The sequence below is a fragment of the Streptomyces venezuelae genome (genome assembly GCF_008642315.1).
Lineage (GTDB): Bacteria > Actinomycetota > Actinomycetes > Streptomycetales > Streptomycetaceae > Streptomyces > Streptomyces venezuelae_D.
Genome location: NZ_CP029192.1, coordinates 4056522 through 4073610, shown reverse-complemented (window position 1 = coordinate 4073610; position 17089 = coordinate 4056522). Strand labels below are relative to the sequence as shown.

General features: G+C 70.3%; 13 protein-coding genes. 9 read left to right on the top strand and 4 right to left on the bottom strand.

The annotated features are described in order from the left end of the window. Positions 1 to 12 precede the first annotated feature (12 nt). The 8 genes from DEJ48_RS17420 to DEJ48_RS17385 all read left to right on the top strand — a co-directional run bounded on the left by DEJ48_RS17420 (position 13) and on the right by DEJ48_RS17385 (position 7120). Positions 13 to 1728, top strand: a complete 1716-nt coding sequence (locus DEJ48_RS17420) for an L-aspartate oxidase (protein WP_150217081.1) — start codon at positions 13 to 15, stop codon at positions 1726 to 1728. A 2-nt stretch (positions 1729 to 1730) separates the two neighbouring features. Beyond that, positions 1731 to 2729 carry a carboxylating nicotinate-nucleotide diphosphorylase gene (nadC, locus tag DEJ48_RS17415; protein WP_150217080.1) on the top strand — a complete coding sequence of 333 codons (999 nt, stop codon included), beginning with the start codon at positions 1731 to 1733 and terminating at the stop codon, positions 2727 to 2729. Further along, positions 2729 to 3535, top strand: a complete 807-nt coding sequence (locus tag DEJ48_RS17410) for a type III pantothenate kinase (protein ID WP_150217079.1) — start codon at positions 2729 to 2731, stop codon at positions 3533 to 3535. Before nadC ends, DEJ48_RS17410 begins: the two co-directional genes overlap by 1 nt. A gap of 885 nt (positions 3536 to 4420) precedes the next feature. Beyond that, positions 4421 to 5128, top strand: a complete 708-nt coding sequence (locus DEJ48_RS17405; RefSeq protein WP_223832082.1) for a hypothetical protein — start codon at positions 4421 to 4423, stop codon at positions 5126 to 5128. A gap of 14 nt (positions 5129 to 5142) precedes the next feature. Then, complete coding sequence (locus DEJ48_RS17400) at positions 5143 to 5322, top strand: hypothetical protein (RefSeq protein ID WP_150170627.1); 180 nt, start codon at positions 5143 to 5145, stop codon at positions 5320 to 5322. A 212-nt stretch (positions 5323 to 5534) separates the two neighbouring features. After that, positions 5535 to 5987: a BlaI/MecI/CopY family transcriptional regulator gene (locus DEJ48_RS17395; RefSeq protein WP_411757463.1), complete on the top strand. Its 453-nt coding sequence runs from the start codon at positions 5535 to 5537 to the stop codon at positions 5985 to 5987. Between the two features lie 10 nt (positions 5988 to 5997). Beyond that, positions 5998 to 6549: an amino-acid N-acetyltransferase gene (locus DEJ48_RS17390; protein WP_150185473.1), complete on the top strand. Its 552-nt coding sequence runs from the start codon at positions 5998 to 6000 to the stop codon at positions 6547 to 6549. A gap of 232 nt (positions 6550 to 6781) precedes the next feature. Then, positions 6782 to 7120 (top strand): histone-like nucleoid-structuring protein Lsr2, encoded by a 339-nt coding sequence (locus tag DEJ48_RS17385; RefSeq protein ID WP_150217077.1) that lies wholly within the window; start codon positions 6782 to 6784, stop codon positions 7118 to 7120. Here DEJ48_RS17385 and DEJ48_RS17380 read toward each other — a convergent pair. Further along, positions 7099 to 7689, bottom strand: a complete 591-nt coding sequence (locus DEJ48_RS17380) for an SCO3374 family protein (protein ID WP_150217076.1) — start codon at positions 7687 to 7689, stop codon at positions 7099 to 7101. The two genes, DEJ48_RS17385 and DEJ48_RS17380, sit on opposite strands and share 22 nt — an antisense overlap. Positions 7690 to 8130: 441 nt before the next feature. Here DEJ48_RS17380 and DEJ48_RS17370 point away from each other — a divergent pair, with 441 nt between their 5' ends. Next, positions 8131 to 10659 carry an ATP-dependent Clp protease ATP-binding subunit gene (locus tag DEJ48_RS17370; protein WP_055564907.1) on the top strand — a complete coding sequence of 843 codons (2529 nt, stop codon included), beginning with the start codon at positions 8131 to 8133 and terminating at the stop codon, positions 10657 to 10659. Positions 10660 to 10741: 82 nt separating this feature from the next. On the opposite strand, the gene DEJ48_RS17365 is transcribed toward DEJ48_RS17370, so the two are convergent. Genes DEJ48_RS17365 through DEJ48_RS17355 form a run of 3 tightly spaced genes read right to left on the bottom strand, consistent with a single transcriptional unit; the run spans position 10742 to position 17053 of the window. Then, complete coding sequence (locus DEJ48_RS17365) at positions 10742 to 13321, bottom strand: NACHT domain-containing protein (protein WP_150217075.1); 2580 nt, start codon at positions 13319 to 13321, stop codon at positions 10742 to 10744. Between the two features lie 51 nt (positions 13322 to 13372). Next, a complete protein-coding gene (locus DEJ48_RS17360) occupies positions 13373 to 15925 on the bottom strand; it encodes an NACHT domain-containing protein (protein ID WP_150217074.1) in 2553 nt (850 codons plus the stop codon). A gap of 39 nt (positions 15926 to 15964) precedes the next feature. Then, on the bottom strand, positions 15965 to 17053 hold the full coding sequence (locus DEJ48_RS17355) for a YhcG family protein (RefSeq protein WP_150217073.1): 1089 nt from the start codon (positions 17051 to 17053) through the stop codon (positions 15965 to 15967). Positions 17054 to 17089: the final 36 nt, after the last annotated feature.

Sequence of the window (17089 nt, the reverse complement as noted above, 5' to 3'; positions counted from 1 at the left end):
CGGAGTCCCCGCATGAGCGCCACCGGCATACGGCTGCACGCGCCCGCCCCCGGCTGGTCCCTCGACGCCGACATCGTGGTCGTCGGCTCCGGAGTGGCCGGACTGACGGCCGCCCTGCGCGGCGCGGCAGCCGGCCTCAGGACCGTCGTGGTGACCAAGGCCCGCCTGGACGCGGGCTCCACCCGCTGGGCGCAGGGCGGCGTCGCCGCGGCGCTCGGCGAGGGCGACACCCCCGAACAGCACCTGGACGACACGCTCGTGGCGGGCGTGGGGCTCTGCGACGAGGAGGCCGTGCGCACCCTCGTCACCGAGGGCCCCGGGGCCGTACGCCGCCTCATCGAGACCGGCGCCCTCTTCGACAAGGACGCCGATGGCGTCATCGAGCTGGCCCGCGAGGGCGGCCACCACCGCCGCCGCATCGTGCACGCGGGCGGCGACGCGACCGGTGCGGAGATCTCCCGCGCCCTCGTCGACGCGGTCCGCGCACGCGGCATCCCGACGGTCGAGAACGCGCTGGTCCTCGACCTCCTCACCGACGCCGACGGCCACACCGCGGGTGTCTCCCTGCACGTCATGGGGGAGGGCCAGCACGACGGCGTGGGCGCCGTCCACGCCCCCGCGGTCGTCCTCGCCACCGGCGGCATGGGTCAGGTCTTCGCCGCGACCACGAACCCGTCCGTCTCCACGGGAGACGGCGTCGCACTCGCCCTGCGCGCGGGCGCCGAGGTCTCCGACCTCGAATTCGTGCAGTTCCACCCCACGGTGCTCTTCCTCGGCGCGGACGCCGAGGGTCAGCAGCCGCTGGTCTCCGAGGCCGTACGGGGCGAGGGCGCGCACCTCGTGGACGCCGACGGCGTGCGCTTCATGGTCGGGCAGCACGAGCTGGCCGAGCTGGCGCCCCGCGACATCGTCGCCAAGGGCATCACGCGCCGCATGCAGGAAAAGGGCACCGACCACATGTTCCTGGACGCCAGGCACTTCGGCGCCGACATGTGGGAGAACCGCTTCCCGACGATCCTCGCGGCCTGCCGCGCGCACGGCATCGACCCGGTCACCGAGCCCATCCCGATCGCCCCCGCCGCGCACTACGCCTCCGGGGGCGTCCGCACCGACCCGCACGGCCGCACCACCGTCCCGGGGCTCTACGCCTGCGGGGAGGTCGCCTGCACCGGTGTGCACGGAGCCAACCGCCTGGCCTCCAACTCCCTCCTCGAAGGCCTCGTCTACGCCGAGCGCATCGCCGACGACATCGTGGCCCGCCACGCGGAAAACACCCTCCACGCGCGCGTGCCCGCCCCCGTCACCCGGCCCGGAACCCCGACGCACCCCCTCCTGCCTGCCGAGGCCCGCTTCGCCATCCAGCGCGTCATGAGCGAAGGCGCCGGAGTCCTGCGCTCCGCCTCCTCCCTCACCGAGGCCGCCGCGCGCCTCGCCCGCATCCACGCCGAGGCGGCGGGCGCGCTCGCCGAGCACGGCAAGACGGCCGAGCCCGGCGTCGACACCTGGGAGACCACCAACCTCCTGTGCGTCGCCCGCGTCCTGGTGGCCGCCGCCCAGCGCCGCGAGGAGACCCGCGGCTGCCACTGGCGCGAGGACCACGCCGACCGCGACGACGCGGCCTGGCGGCGCCACATCGTCGTACGCCTCAATCCGGACAGGACCCTGGCGGCGCGCACGACCGAGACCCACGACTTCCCTCCGACCCGTCCCAGTCCCCAGGAGCAGTGACCGTGAGCACCCCCGACGACCTCCCCCTCGCCGCCCCCTCAGCCGCAGACGGTGGCTGCGGCGACGCCTGCGGCTGCGGCGGTGACGACGCCTACGACCCCATGGAGTGCGGCCTCGACCCCGCGCTCGTACAGCTCCTCGCCGAGGCCGGACTCGATCCCGTGCAGATCGAGGACATCGCGCACATGGCCATCGAGGAGGACCTGGCGGGCGGGGTGGACGTCACCACGGCCGCCACCATCCCCGAGGACGCCGTCGCCACCGCGGACTTCGCGGCGCGCGAGGCGGGCACCGTCGCGGGTCTCCGCGTCGCCGAAGCCATCATCTCCGTGGTGTGCGAGGAGGAGTTCGAGGTCGAGCGGCACGTCGAGGACGGCGACCGCGTCGCGGCCGGTGACGTCCTGCTCAGCGTCACGACCCGCACCCGCGACCTGCTCACCGCCGAGCGCAGCGCGCTCAACATCCTGTGCCGCCTCTCCGGCATCGCGACCGCCACGCGCGCGTGGGCGGACGTTCTGGAGGGCACCAAGGCGAAGGTCCGCGACACCCGCAAGACGACGCCGGGGTACCGCGCCCTTGAGAAGTACGCGGTCCGCATGGGCGGCGGCGTCAACCACCGCATGTCGCTCGCCGACGCGGCCCTGGTCAAGGACAACCACGTGGTCGCCGCGGGCGGCGTCGCGCAGGCCTTCAAGGCCGTACGCGAGCAGTTCCCCGGCCTGGCCATCGAGGTCGAGGTCGACACGCTCCACCAGCTGCGCGAGGTCGTCGACGCGGGCGCCGACCTGATCCTCCTGGACAACTTCACGCCCGGCGAGACGGCGGAGGCCGTCGCCCTCGTCGACGGCCGCGCGTTCCTGGAGTCCTCGGGCCGCCTCACCCTGGAGAACGCCCGGGCGTACGCGGAGACGGGCGTCGACTACCTCGCGGTGGGCGCCCTCACCCACTCGTCCCCGATCCTCGACATCGGACTCGACCTGCGAGAAGCGGTGCGCGACTGATGCTGCTGACCATCGACGTAGGCAACACGCACACCGTCCTCGGCCTCTTCGACGGCGAGGACATCGTCGAGCACTGGCGCATCTCCACGGACGCGCGCCGCACCGCCGACGAACTGGCCGTGCTCCTGCACGGCCTGATGGGCATGCACCCCCTGCTCGGCGACGAGCTCGGCGACGGCATCGACGGCATCGCCATCTGCTCGACCGTCCCCTCGGTCCTGCACGAGCTGCGGGAGGTCACCCGCCGCTACTACGGAGACGTCCCCGCCGTCCTCGTCGAGCCCGGCATCAAGACCGGCGTCCCGATCCTCATGGACAACCCCAAGGAGGTCGGCGCCGACCGCATCATCAACGCGGTGGCGGCGGTCGAGCTCTACGGGGGCCCGGCGATCGTCGTCGACTTCGGCACCGCCACGACCTTCGACGCGGTGTCCGCGCGGGGGGAGTACGCGGGCGGGGTCATCGCTCCCGGCATCGAGATCTCCGTGGAGGCTCTCGGCGTACGAGGCGCTCAGCTCCGGAAGATCGAACTGGCCCGGCCCCGCAGCGTCATCGGCAAGAACACGGTGGAGGCCATGCAGGCGGGCATCCTGTACGGGTTCGCGGGGCAGGTCGACGGGGTCGTGAACCGGATGGCCCGCGAACTGGCGGGCGCGGGCGGCGACCCCGACGACGTCACGGTTATCGCCACGGGTGGGCTCGCGCCGATGGTCCTCGGCGAGGCCTCCGTCATCGACGAGCACGAACCGTGGCTGACGCTGATCGGGCTTCGGCTCGTCTACGAGCGGAACGTTGCCCGTAGCTGACCGATTGCCGCCGATTGGCGACCGGCCTGTGTGCACTGTGCCTCCGCTTCTGCAAGAGTCTGCGCTGGACGGGGACTTGAGTGGGTGTGGGGTGGGCTGGGGCGGATGAGGCACGTGAAACGACTGTCGGTGGGCGTTGTGGCGCTGGGGGCGGTGCTTGTGGGCTCCGCGCCGGTGGCCCACGCGGCGGCGCCGTCCTCGGCCTCCCTTGCGGGGGCCGGGGCGGGGGTTCTTCCCTGGCTCGCGGTCGTGGCGGTTGCTGCGCTCGGCATCGGTGCGGTCGCCTATGCGCTGGCTCGTCGCCGCGCGGATTGACCTCCGGTCGGGTGGGTGTGCGCCCGGCACCGTCCTGCCTGGGTAGGAGCACCGACCCCGCCGCTGCGCGGCGGATCACTCCCACCCGCCCACCCGTTCGCCCCGCACCGTCCTTTCCGGGTAGGGGCGCCGAACCCGCCGCTTCGCGGCGGATGGTCCCCACCCGCCCACCCGTTTGCCCCGCACCGTCCTGCGGGAGTAGGGGCCCGGGGGCCTCAGTGCCTCGTGCGGAGGTGGGCGGTGGAACTTCCAGCGCCCGCCGGGCAAGAGGGGTGCTGTGGGGGCGGGAGTGGGCGGGTTGTGCCCCCACCGGGGCGAGGGTGGTTTGGGCCCGTCCCCGCCGGGCCGCAGCCGCGTACGAGACGGGAGGGGACGTGGGGGTATGTGCGCACGGAGCACCGAGCGGACCGAGGCGGTCGGAGACATTCCACGTGGCGCAGGGATGGCGAGTACGGACATACCCCCGCGGCCCCGCACCCAAGAACGAGCAACAGGCGCAGACCCCCACAAGGCGACCCGCCCGGATTGGCGTTAAGCCGATTTTGTCCGGTTGGCGCGTATCGTCAGTCCATGCCCACGCCATACGGATCCCGGGGCGGCATGGCCTTCAGTGCGGACGAGCTTCGTGTGCTCCGTCGTGCCCTGGGCCTCGCCCTGCACCCCAGCCCCGTCCGCGACGAGGACGTCCAGGACTGCCTCCGGCTCGCCGAATCGGTCGACGAGGCGGTGCGCGAGGGCGCCAGGCTGCGCGCCTTCCTCGTGGCCGACCTCGCCCGCTACCGCGCCGCCCTCCCCGGCACCGCCTCCGGCTACCTCGCACTCCTCGACGACGTCCTGAGCGCCGGCTACCAGCCGACCGCCGACGACCTCGCCTCTCTGCGCGCCCTGCGTGGCAACCCCACCGCGGCCGCCCTGCTCGACCGCTGCCGCGCCATCGCCGAGCGAGCCGTACGCGCCCGCCTCGCGGGCCGAGCCGTCCCCGCGGCCCCCGCGTCCCCCCTCTCCATCCCGGCCTCACGCACCCACCTCCTCGCCCTACCGGGAGGGCGCGACGGCACGGGAGTCACGGAAGTCACGGAAGTCACGGGAGCCATGGGAGTCACGGGCGCCGCGCCCTCTCCTCGGCAGCCCGCCGAACGTCCGGCCGCCGCCCCACCGCCCCGCCCCGTCCCCACCCCGGCCGAGGTGTTCCCGCCCAAGCGGAGGCCCGAGACGCCCGGGACGCCCGGAGCACCCGCCGCACCCGCGGACCCGCCGCACCAGCTCGTCGCGGGCTAGCTACTCTGGAGGGCATGGACTACGTTTCCGCGCTCGTGCCCCCCGTAGTGATGGCCGTGTTCTTCACTGGGCTCATCGTGACGATCGTGAAGACCCAGGGCGGCGCCAACAAGGCCAAGGAGGACGCGGCCGTCGACGCCGCGATCTCCCGCGCCGAAGCCGTCCGGCAGACCCCGAAGACCGGCAGCGCCTGACCCGCACCGCAGCCCGGCAGCACCTCGCCCCGCCCCGGGGCCACGGCGTACGACTCACGCGCTCACGCGCGTTTCGAGTCGTACGCCCTTTTTGTTGCAGAAGTTGTGGAAATTGGGGGTACGCCACGTCCCTCACGCATCACGCCAATAGTGACGTCTCCCACTATTGTTCTGCTGTGCCTCGTCCATTGGGAGAACTCGAAGACTCAGTCATGACGCGGGTGTGGAAGTGGAACCGCCCCGTGACCGTTCGAGAAGTCCTGGAAGACCTTCAGGAGGAACGGTCCATCGCGTACACCACCGTGATGACCGTTTTGGACAATCTCCATCAGAAGGGCTGGGTGCGACGCGAAGCGGAAGGCCGCGCCTATCGATATGAGGCGGTCTCCACTCGTGCCGCCTACGCAGCCGCACTGATGAACGAAGCCTGGTCGCAGAGCGACAACCCCGCCGCCGCGCTCGTCGCCTTCTTCGGGATGATGTCGGCGGAACAGCGGGAAGCGCTGAGCGACGCCATGCGTATCGTCCAAGGCCCGGAAGTCGTACAACGCCCCGAAGTCGTACAACGCCCCGAAGTCGCGCAACGCTCCGAAGTCGCGCAACGCCCCGAAGTAGTCTCGCCCCCCGAGAACCCCGCCTCCGTCGAGCGCGGCGCAGAGCGATAGCGTCCGCTTCATGCCAGCAGAGGTCCCCGAACGCAACGAACTCAGCGAACTCAGCGCAAAAGCAGTCTCCGTCCGGAGGGCTCGAACCTCCGATGTGCCGGGCGTCCGCCGCCTCCTCGACTCCTACGTCCGCGAGCGGATCCTCCTGGACAAAGCGACGGTGACGCTTTACGAGGACATCCAGGAGTTCTGGGTGGCGGAACGCGACGACAACGCGGAGTTGGTCGGCTGCGGCGCCCTGCACGTCATGTGGGAAGACCTCGCGGAAGTGCGCACACTGGCAGTGAATCCCGAGGTCAGGGGTGCCGGAGTGGGGCATCAGCTGTTGGGCAAGTTGCTGCAGACCGCCGGGTGGCTCGGCGTCCGCAAGGTTTTCTGTCTCACCTTCGAAGTCGACTTCTTCGCGAAGCACGGCTTCGTGGAGATCGGCGAGACTCCGGTCGACGGAGATGTCTACAGCGAGCTCCTGCGTTCCTATGACGAGGGCGTCGCCGAGTTCCTCGGCCTCGAACGAGTGAAACCGAACACCTTGGGCAACAGCCGGATGCTTCTGCATCTGTGATCGTCACGCGGTATTCCCGACCGTCCCCTGCCCAGGTGGGCTATGTCCGAAACGCGCACGTTTCCAGGGTTCTAGGGGTGCCTGGTCTCTCCCAGGGGTTTGTGTTTTTCCAGCAAAAGCGGTTTGCTTTCCGACGTACTGCAGTACTGCATATAACAGGGGCCGGTGAATCGACGGCGCGTGTCGTGCGGCTTGCGGCCCGGTCTCACAGTTATCGATGAAAGGAAATCCGGTGGCACAGAAGGTTCAGGTCCTTCTTGTCGATGACCTCGACGGTGGCGAGGCAGACGAGACCGTGACGTTTGCGCTGGACGGCAAGTCCTACGAGATCGACCTCACCACGGCCAACGCGGACAAGCTCCGTGGCGCCCTTGAGGACTTCGTCAAGGCCGGCCGGCGTACCGGTGGCCGCGGTTCGGGCGGTCGCGGCAAGGCGCGTGCCGCCTCGACCGGCGGCGGCCAGGACACGGCCGCGATCCGTGCCTGGGCGAAGGAGAACGGTTTCGAGGTCAACGACCGCGGCCGCGTTCCCGCGTCCATTCGCGAGGCCTACGAAAAGGCCAACGGCTGACGGCTGCGTCGCCGCAGCCGGACCCGGTGGCACTGCGTCGCCGCCGTGTCCACGAGACGTACGAGACCGGAGCCCACGGCGGGATCGCTGTGGTGCGCAGTCCCTCCGCCCCCCACCCCGGGCAGGGACGGGAGCGCGGGCAGCGTCGGCTCCACCTCACAGCCGGGCTCCGGGGGTCGCAGCCAGACGGCGGCCCCCCGCGAGCCGGACCATCCCGGGGGCGTCGGTGCGACGATCCGCCCGCCCGCCCCGACCGCGGTGAGCCCGAGGGGGATGTGTCCCCACTCCAGCCAGTCGAGCAGACCGGGCAGCTCGTCCGCGCTGCCGGCGCTGACCAGGAGGCGCATCGTTTCCCCGCGCAGTGCCACCGGAGCCTTCGGCCCGAGGTGGCGCAGCACCGCGAAACCCGCCTCCGCGGGAAGTTCCAGGACGTCGAAGCGCAGCCCCGTCAGGAGCCGCGTGGGTCCGGGCTCGGGGGCGGTCGCCCAGCCGAGCTCGTTCTCGTACCACTGCCGCACCGGGTCGCTCTGCTCGACCGGTACCCGGGGCTGAGGAACTGTGGGGGCCATGTCGGGGCAACAGCCGGGACGGCGCATGGGTTACGCACTGTGGTGGCATGAATGCGGTGCGTGCCCGGAAAGAGGGCGTAAGGGCGTGTTCCGCGGCGCAAGGGTGTTCGCCCGTAGCTGAGGGAACCGGGGCGCGCCGCATGGAGTGTCAGTCCTTACGGGTAAGACATCCCTAGTGGGGAGGGGCGACACGCGGTCCCGGGCGCCACACGTTCGCCATCGGCGTAGTGCTGGTGGGGGTAACTGCCTGGCCTGCGGGAACATCGTCTCGCACCATCGGGTTGGAGCAGTTGTCGGCGTTCGGGGTCAGGAGATCCTCCGAGTTGGGGTCCGGGTGTCGGCAGTTGGAATGAGCGGTCCCCGCTTGCGGGACTAAGCTGCGGAAGGACAGGGAGGGGACCGACCCCTTTACTGCCTGACCGCTCTGAGGAGCGATTAACGATGTTCGAGAGGTTCACCGACCGCGCGCGGCGGGTTGTCGTCCTGGCTCAGGAAGAAGCCCGGATGCTCAACCACAACTACATCGGCACCGAGCACATCCTCCTGGGCTTGATCCACGAGGGCGAGGGTGTCGCCGCTAAGGCCCTGGAGAGCCTCGGGATTTCGCTCGAGGCGGTCCGCCAGCAGGTGGAGGAGATCATCGGGCAGGGCCAGCAGGCTCCGTCCGGTCACATTCCCTTCACCCCCCGTGCCAAGAAGGTCCTGGAGCTTTCGCTCCGCGAGGCCCTTCAGCTGGGCCACAACTACATCGGCACGGAGCACATCCTGCTCGGCCTGATCCGTGAGGGCGAGGGCGTCGCCGCCCAGGTCCTGGTCAAGCTGGGCGCCGATCTCAACCGGGTGCGGCAGCAGGTCATCCAGCTGCTCTCCGGATACCAGGGCAAGGAGACCGCCACCGCCGGCGGTCCTGCCGAGGGCACGCCCTCCACGTCCCTGGTCCTCGACCAGTTCGGCCGGAACCTCACCCAGGCCGCTCGTGAGTCCAAGCTCGACCCGGTCATCGGGCGCGAGAAGGAGATCGAGCGGGTCATGCAGGTGCTGTCCCGCCGTACGAAGAACAACCCGGTCCTGATCGGTGAGCCCGGCGTCGGCAAGACCGCCGTCGTCGAGGGGCTCGCCCAGGCCATCGTCAAGGGCGAGGTGCCCGAGACCCTCAAGGACAAGCACCTCTACACCCTGGACCTCGGCGCGCTGGTCGCAGGCTCCCGCTACCGCGGTGACTTCGAGGAGCGCCTGAAGAAGGTCCTCAAGGAGATCCGCACCCGCGGCGACATCATCCTGTTCATCGACGAGCTCCACACCCTGGTGGGTGCGGGTGCCGCCGAGGGCGCGATCGACGCCGCCAGCATCCTCAAGCCGATGCTGGCCCGCGGTGAGCTGCAGACCATCGGTGCGACGACGCTCGACGAGTACCGCAAGCACCTGGAGAAGGACGCCGCGCTCGAGCGCCGCTTCCAGCCCATCCAGGTCGCGGAGCCGTCGCTGCCGCACACCATCGAGATCCTCAAGGGCCTCCGCGACCGGTACGAGGCGCACCACCGCGTCTCCATCACGGACGAGGCGCTGGTGCAGGCCGCCACGCTGGCCGACCGGTACATCTCGGACCGCTTCCTGCCGGACAAGGCGATCGACCTGATCGACGAGGCCGGTTCCCGGATGCGCATCCGCCGGATGACCGCGCCGCCGGACCTCCGCGAGTTCGACGAGAAGATCGCGGGCGTCCGCCGCGACAAGGAGTCCGCGATCGACTCGCAGGACTTCGAGAAGGCCGCCTCCCTCCGCGACAAGGAGAAGCAGCTCCTGGCCGCCAAGGCCAAGCGGGAGAAGGAGTGGAAGGCCGGCGACATGGACGTCGTCGCCGAGGTCGACGGCGAGCTGATCGCCGAGGTCCTGGCCACGGCGACCGGCATTCCGGTCTTCAAGCTCACGGAGGAGGAGTCCTCCCGCCTGCTGCGCATGGAGGACGAGCTCCACAAGCGCGTCATCGGCCAGAAGGACGCCGTCAAGGCGCTCTCGAAGGCGATCCGGCGTACGCGTGCGGGTCTGAAGGACCCGAAGCGTCCCGGTGGCTCGTTCATCTTCGCCGGCCCGTCCGGTGTCGGTAAGACCGAGCTGTCCAAGGCGCTCGCCGAGTTCCTCTTCGGCGACGAGGACGCGCTGATCTCCCTCGACATGTCGGAGTTCAGCGAGAAGCACACGGTCTCGCGTCTCTTCGGTTCGCCCCCCGGCTACGTGGGCTACGAAGAGGGCGGCCAGCTGACCGAGAAGGTCCGTCGCAAGCCGTTCTCCGTCGTCCTCTTCGACGAGGTCGAGAAGGCCCACCCGGACATCTTCAACTCGCTCCTGCAGATCCTGGAGGACGGTCGCCTGACCGACTCCCAGGGCCGCGTCGTGGACTTCAAGAACACGGTCATCATCATGACGACCAACCTTGGAACCCGTGACATCTCGAAGGGCTTCAACCTGGGCTTCGCGGCCCAGGGCGACACGAAGTCCAACTACGAGCGGATGAAGAACAAGGTCAGCGACGAGCTGAAGCAGCACTTCCGCCCGGAGTTCCTGAACCGCGTGGACGACGTCGTCGTCTTCCCGCAGCTCAGCCAGGACGACATCCTCCAGATCGTCGACCTGATGATCACCAAGGTGGACGAGCGCCTGAAGGACCGGGACATGGGCATCGAGCTCTCCCAGTCCGCGAAGGAGCTCCTCTCGAAGAAGGGCTACGACCCGGTGCTCGGCGCGCGTCCGCTGCGACGCACGATCCAGCGCGAGGTCGAGGACACCCTCTCCGAGAAGATCCTCTTCGGCGAGCTGCGCCCCGGCCACATCGTGGTCGTCGACACGGAGGGCGAGGGCGACAACGCCACGTTCACCTTCCGCGGCGAGGAGAAGGCGGCGCTGCCCGACGTGCCGCCGATCGAGTCGGCCGCCGGTGGCGGCGCGGGCCCGAACCTGAGCAAGGACGCGTGACGCTCGCGCCGGGCTGAACGTTCGAAGGGGCTGCCCCGAACCGTTTCGTACGGTTCGGGGCAGCCCCTTTCGCGTACGGCGGTCAGGCCGTGATCGTCACGCCCTCCGGTACGTTCCGTACGCGCGGCAGGCGCGGGTTGACGCGCAGGACGCGCAGGCCGGGGAAGCGGGACAGCCACGACATGTCAGGGTCGGGCAGCTCCGCGTTGACCCACAGGTGGGTGAGCCGTCCGGGGACGAGGCCCGCGAGGAGTTCGTCGGTGTGCATGACGCCCGCCACCTGGATGCGGGGCCGCCCGCCGAGACCGCGCAGGGCGGCCAGCTCGGCGGCGTCGGACACCGGGAAGTACAGGCCCACCGGATCCAGGTGGGCGATGATCTCGCGCGCGTACCGCTCGGTGTCGAAGTGCCGCCAGGGGCGGGCCAGCTCGGTGCGGATGGCGAGGGAGGAGCGGCCGCGCAGCCGGGCGAGGTAGTCGATCGCCGCGTCCTCCTGGACGCGGGTCGCCGTGATGGCGAGGAGCAGCGCCTGCTGGTCGCCGGGCACCTGCTCGGGGTCCGGCAGCTGCTCCAGGACGATGGGTCCGACCCAGCCGAGGCTGCGGGCACCCTGCTCCGTCGTGGGCCGCAGCAGGTTCTTCGTGCGCCGGTGGACGAGTTCCTGGACGGCCGGATCGAGCTCGCTGACGTGCTCCAGGCAGGCCGCGGCCATCAGGCGCCGGTGGTTGACGTGCGGCCTGCGCAGGCCGGGGGCGGCGGCGAGCAGGCGCTCCAGGAAGGCGGCGCACTCGTCGGGGCGCGCGTGGGCGGCGGACATGCGGATGACCTCCTCCCACTCCGGCTGATGGGCGTGGTCGACGAGGGAGTTGAGCCGTCCGCGGGCCACGATCTCCTTCGCGGCCAGGTAGTCCTGGAACGTGCGGTGGATGAAGTCGACGGAGACGCCCGCCTGCTCGCGCAGCAGCCCCGTGCGGTGCAGCAGATGCCGGAAGATCTTCTCGCCGTCGCCCGCGGCACGCGCGGAGGGGATGGCGGGCAGGGCACCGTTCAGGACGTCGATGACGCGGGAGCGCGGCAGCTCCGACAGACCCTCGTCGAGCATGGCGTGGGCGAGCTTGCGCAGGAGCAGCTCGCGGGCGCCCTGCTGGAGCCGTACGTCGTCGGCGTACAGCACGTCCCTCTCCGGGTCGCGGCGCTGCAGAAGCATCTCCAGGGCGGCGTCGTAGAGCTCCTTGCGGCCCTTGGGCAGAGAGCCGGAGCGGTCCCGGTTGAGGGCGCATATGAGGCCGCACATCAGGGGATTGGTGGCGAGGCGCCGCAGCTCGCGATAGATCCGCACGGAGTGCAACAACCGCTGCTCGTACTCCTTGAGGGCGTCCCGGTCCCGCTGCTCCCTGCACTGCTCGTCGCCCATGGCCGCGGTGTGCCAGTCGCGGATGAAGTGGGTGACCTGGTCGCGGGACATGGGGGCCAGCGACAGCTCAGTGAACCCCTCCTCGGCGAGGCGTTCCTGCGAGAGCCAGCCGTCCTCGACGGCGGAGGGCCGCGAGGTGACCAGGCAGGCGGTGCCGGAGAAGATGCGCAGGAGCCGGCGGAGCTGGTCGCGCAGGGCGCCGCGGGTCTCCTCGGGCGCCTCGTCGATCCCGTCGACGAGGAGCAGGGCGCGACCCGCGAGGAGGGTCCGTACGACCCACCCCTCGGGCGCCTGGTCGGCCAGCGGATGCCGCACGGCGTGCAGGAAGTCGTCGGGCGTGGGAAACCCTTCCCGGGCGAAGCGGCGTACGGGAAGGACGAACGGCACGCGCGCGCCGTCCCGGGCCGCCTCCACGGCCAGCCACTGCACGAGCGTCGTCTTCCCGGAGCCCGCGACACCGCGCAGCAGCACCCGCTCGTGCCCTTCCAGGGCGCGGTCGGCGAGCAGCACTGTGCGCTGCTGCCCGCCGCCGGTTCCGGTGGCCGGTCCACCGCTGCTCTCCTCCGCCTGGAGGCTGAGGTAGGTGTCCTCCAGGGGCCACCGGTCGGGCGCGTTGGCGAAGTCGACGCCCACGATGGTCAGCCACCCGTGCTGCCGCACGACTTCTTGGGCATACGCGACCTCGAACTCCGCGTCCTCGCGGGACGGTTCGTTCCGTCGGGCCGCGGCCGCCACCTCGGCGTCGTTGAGGTCGACGAGCTGGCGGACGCGGCTGGCGCGCTCGGGCATGTGGCGCTGGATGTACGGCGAGCGGCGCACGAAGTGGTGCAGCACGTGCAGACAGACGGCGACGAGCAGCTCGTCGTGGAACCAGGCGGCGTCGGGGCTCAGCCCGCGGTCCGCGCCCTGCACGGCGCCGCGCAGGCGTCGCGCGTAGTCCTGCGGTCCGAGGCGCACGGCGTCGGCGTCGGTGAGGTCGAGCTCGCCGATGGCGAGGAGGGTGCGGGTCAGCACGTCGGCGACGGCGGGCAGTTCGGGGGTCGGTGCGGTGTGCCGCTCGGCGGCGAGCTGGATGAACTCGGCGGCGGTGCGGTGGACGTGGTCCGGGTCGGTGGTGGCGTCGGGGCCGCGCCAGGTGGTGAGGGCGGCGATCAGGTCGGGGGTGGTGGGAGGTCGGGACGGGGTGCGGAAGAACCGTTGTACGAGGGGCATGGTGCGGGCCGAGGGGGTGCGTACTACGGGCTCCATGGGCATCGGGGTCCCTGGGGGGTCGGGTCTAGCCGTGGAGCCAAGGATAGGTCAACTACTGCGTAACGTAGGGGCGTTGAGTCGGACGCCAGTAGGGACTTGCCGCGCTGTGTCCGCGTCCACCACCGTGTCCACCTCCACGTCGGTGAGATGTGGGAAGGCTGAGAGCCAGGCGAGTCCCTCGACGGGGTGGGGCGCTTCCAACGAGAGTCGGATGAGCTGCGCGGGCACGAGGAGTTCCACGAGCTCCTCGACCCGGTAGGCGCCGACGACATGGATGTCCGGCCACCCTCCGATGGAGCGCAGGGCCTGGAGATCCTCGGGGCCGTGTACGTAGACCATTGGGCGCAGGGACAGGTGCGCGAGGATCTCCCGCAGGTACAGCTCGCGGTCGAAGGTCGGCCAGGACGAGGACAGGACCGTCTGGACCCACAGATCGTGGTGGTCGCGAAAGCGGCTCAGGAAGTGCAGGGCCGACGCACTGCCGACCTTGGCAGCCACCAACACCAGCAGGTGGGCGTCGTCGCCTGCCCGGTCGGGCCCGGGCAGCAGCGGCAGCACCAGGTCGCCGCCCACCTCTGCCAAGGTGTAGGCATCCTGCCGCGACCTGGGCGGAATCAGCGACTGTACGCCCCCTTCCACCTGCTGCCGCACGGCGGGCGCCAACTCGGCCGCGTACGGCAGCGCGGCCGCCGCAAGCAGCTTCCCCCGCGCCGTCCCGCCGCCCACCAGCCGCTGAAGCATCCGTTCCGCCTCCTTGGGCCGCGCATGCGCGACCGCCAGCAGGATGACGTCCTCCCACTCTGTCCGGTCCGCGTTGTTCAGGAGCAGGTCGAAGTCCAGCTCCTGTACGGCGAGACGGGCGCCCAAGTAGTCCTGGAACGTGCGGTGCAGGAAGTGCACGCGTCCCTGAGCGGGCTCGCGCAGGAGCCCCGACCTCAGGAGCAGCCACCCGTACACGTCCTCGCCGCTGCCGTCGAGGTTCATCGCGGGGGCGGCCTCCCCGAGTATGTGCACCGCCTCTGAACGGTCCATCTCGGCGCGGCTGTTGCGGATCAGCCACCACGCGAGCTTCTGCAGAAGCTGTACTTGCGTGGCGAACGGCAGCCGTGTCATGGCCCTGACGTCCCGCTCGACGTCCCTGCGTTCGAGAAGCATTGTCAGAGCGGCCTCGTACAGGGACTTCCTGTCCTGCGGCAGGAAGCCGCGCCGCTCGCGGTGGAGCGCGCAGAGCATCCCGCACATCAGTGGGTTCGTGGCGAGCCGGTTCAGCTCGGAGGCGCCCCGCACGGCCTCAAGCAGCGCGGTCCCGATGCCCTCGTCGGCGTCTGCCGCACGGTGCCAGCGACGTACGAACGTCCCGACGTCGTCGCGGGTCATCGGCGACAGCGTGAGCTCGGCGAAGCCGGTGGTGTCCAGCCAGCGGTCCGGGACGGCGGAGGGGCGGGTCGTGATGAGCCACAGGTTGCCGGGGAAGGTGCGTGTCAGGTCGCGCAGCCAGCGCTTGGCGGACTCGCGCCGGTCCTCGGAGATCTCGTCGAGCCCGTCCACGAGGAGGACACCGCGCCCCGCCCGCAGTACGCGGTCCACCCATCCGGACGGCTGCCCTCCGGCGACCAGACACCCGACAGCGGACAGGAAGTCGGCCGGAATAGGGAGTTCGGACCCCGGCCGTACGATCCGCCGCATCGGCAGCACGAACGGCACACGCCCGATGAGGTGGGTCAGCCCGTGCTCGTACGTCCGGTCGGCCGCCGTCACGGCGAGCCACTGCACCAGCGTCGTCTTGCCGGACCCTGCGACGCCGCGCAGCAGCACGTGGTCGTGCTGGGCGAGGACCTGCTCGGCGGCGACCTGCGTCGCGCCCTCCCCGGGGCGGTCCCTGGTCGCCTCCAGGCTGAGGTAGGCCGTGTCGAGAGGCCACTCGCTGGTGCCTGAGTAGACGTCGAGGCCGTAGATGGTGAGGGTGCCGTGGTGCGAGGCGATGTACGACGCGTACTGCGCCTCGAACGCGGCGTCCTCGGCGGATTGCGACGGCAGTCGTTCGAGGAGTACGTCGACGGCTTTGACCAGCTGTGCGAGCTGACGGCTCTGTTGCGTCTGCTGGCGGGCGATGTACGTCGACCGCTGCGTGAAGAAGTTCAGGATGTGCAGGGACGCGGTGTGCAGCAGCCGGTCGAGGAACAGCTCGGCGTCGCGGCTGAGCGCGAAGGTCGCGACGGTCACGGCCGACTGCGAGCGGAGGGTCCGTGCGAATTCGTCGGGGCCGAGTGCGACGGCTTCGTAGTCCTCGATGGTGAGGGTGCCGAGGGCGGCGAGGGAGCGGGCGAGGGCGGTCCGCACGGCGACGGCTTCGCCGGCGTCCACGGGGAGTTCGCCGGGTCCGGCGGCTTTGAGCGCTCTGCGGACGAGTTCGTCCGCGATCTTCTCGACGTCCTTCGGGGTGACGTCCTGCTTCTCGCCCTTGAACGAGACGAGCCCTGAGATCCGCACGGGTTTGGTGACCAGCGCGGCGCCCGGCTGGTCCTTCACGAAGAGCTTCTTCACGAGGGGCGCGACCGCGCTGGACGCGAGTCGGGCGCTGAGGGCGCTGGGGTCGACCATAGGTCGAGGTTAGGTCAACGGGCCTATAAGGAGGCGGAGTTAAGGGCTTCCGAGTCCCTCGGCCTCCGCCCGCTCGATGCCGTCGATGGCTTCCTGGACGACCCGGGACAGGTCCTCTTCGGAGGGGATCAGCTCGCGCTCCGCCGGGGCGAGCGTGGAGTAGGAGGCGACTGCCATGGGGTTGTTGCTGGCGTCGAGGGCCAGCTGAACGGCTGCCTTGTTGTGGCGGGCTCCGATGAGGAAGCCGATGGTCGCGTCGTCCCGTTCCGGCTCGCGCACCATCTGGTCGACCACGCTCACGTAGAAGTTGAGCTTGCCGACGTGCTCGGGGCGCACGTCCTTCGTCTTGAGCTCGAAGACGAAGTAGCGGTGGAGCTTGAGATGATAGAAGAGCAGGTCGATACGGAACTCGTCGCCCCCGATGACGACGGGGTACTGGCGCCCCACGAAGGCGAAGCCGACGCCGAGCTCCGTGAGGAACCGGATCATCCCGTCGACGATGGCGGTCTCCAGTTCACGCTCGGCGTGATGCTTGTCGAGTCCGAGGAAGTCGAGGCGGTACGGGTCCCGGACCAGCTCCTTGAGCGCGTTGGAGCCGTCCGGCACGGTCGCGGCGAAGTTGTTGGCGGCGGCGCCTTGGGTGAGGTGCAGCCCTTGCTGGATAAAGCGGTCCAGGATCGCGCGGGACCAGCCGTTGCGGACGGCTTGGGTGACGTAGAAGTCCAGCTCCGACGGGGTGTCCAGCTTGGTCATGAGGACGGTGATGTGTCCCCAGGGCAATTGTCCAACAGGCTGTTGGATAATTGGGCCCGGCCAGGTCCGAGCCATCTTGTGCATGTACATCAGGTTGCTCCGGGAGAACCCGCGCTGGTTCGGGAAGGCCGCCTTCAGGTCAGTGGCCAGGCGGGCGACGACCTTTGTGCCCCATCCCTCCTGCGCCTGCCGGTCAAGGATGAGATGCCCGATCTCCCAGTACAGCTGCACCAGTTCGGTGTTGACGGCCCGTTGGGCACGGGTCCGTGCGCAGGACACGGCCCCCTTGATCTCGCTCAGGAGGTCGCCGTACCAGGAGGGCAGGCCGTTCTGCTGGGCGGGGATCTCTGCTCTGGCCTCGGTGTTCTTGCTCATGGCGCCGACGATCGCGCAGGGCACCTTGCCTTGGGC

What these genes read in the sequence shown, in the direction of transcription:
- DEJ48_RS17420 (WP_150217081.1), top strand. Translation starts at nt 13, where the DNA reads ATGAGCGCCACCGGCATACGGCTGCACGCGCCCGCCCCCGGCTGGTCC.
- DEJ48_RS17410 (WP_150217079.1), top strand. Translation starts at nt 2,729, where the DNA reads ATGCTGCTGACCATCGACGTAGGCAACACGCACACCGTCCTCGGCCTC.
- DEJ48_RS17405 (WP_223832082.1), top strand. Translation starts at nt 4,421, where the DNA reads ATGCCCACGCCATACGGATCCCGGGGCGGCATGGCCTTCAGTGCGGAC.
- DEJ48_RS17400 (WP_150170627.1), top strand. Translation starts at nt 5,143, where the DNA reads ATGGACTACGTTTCCGCGCTCGTGCCCCCCGTAGTGATGGCCGTGTTC.
- DEJ48_RS17395 (WP_411757463.1), top strand. Translation starts at nt 5,535, where the DNA reads ATGACGCGGGTGTGGAAGTGGAACCGCCCCGTGACCGTTCGAGAAGTC.
- DEJ48_RS17390 (WP_150185473.1), top strand. Translation starts at nt 5,998, where the DNA reads ATGCCAGCAGAGGTCCCCGAACGCAACGAACTCAGCGAACTCAGCGCA.
- DEJ48_RS17380 (WP_150217076.1), bottom strand. Translation starts at nt 7,689, where the DNA reads ATGGCCCCCACAGTTCCTCAGCCCCGGGTACCGGTCGAGCAGAGCGAC.
- DEJ48_RS17370 (WP_055564907.1), top strand. Translation starts at nt 8,131, where the DNA reads ATGTTCGAGAGGTTCACCGACCGCGCGCGGCGGGTTGTCGTCCTGGCT.
- DEJ48_RS17365 (WP_150217075.1), bottom strand. Translation starts at nt 13,321, where the DNA reads ATGGAGCCCGTAGTACGCACCCCCTCGGCCCGCACCATGCCCCTCGTA.
- DEJ48_RS17360 (WP_150217074.1), bottom strand. Translation starts at nt 15,925, where the DNA reads ATGGTCGACCCCAGCGCCCTCAGCGCCCGACTCGCGTCCAGCGCGGTC.
- DEJ48_RS17355 (WP_150217073.1), bottom strand. Translation starts at nt 17,053, where the DNA reads ATGAGCAAGAACACCGAGGCCAGAGCAGAGATCCCCGCCCAGCAGAAC.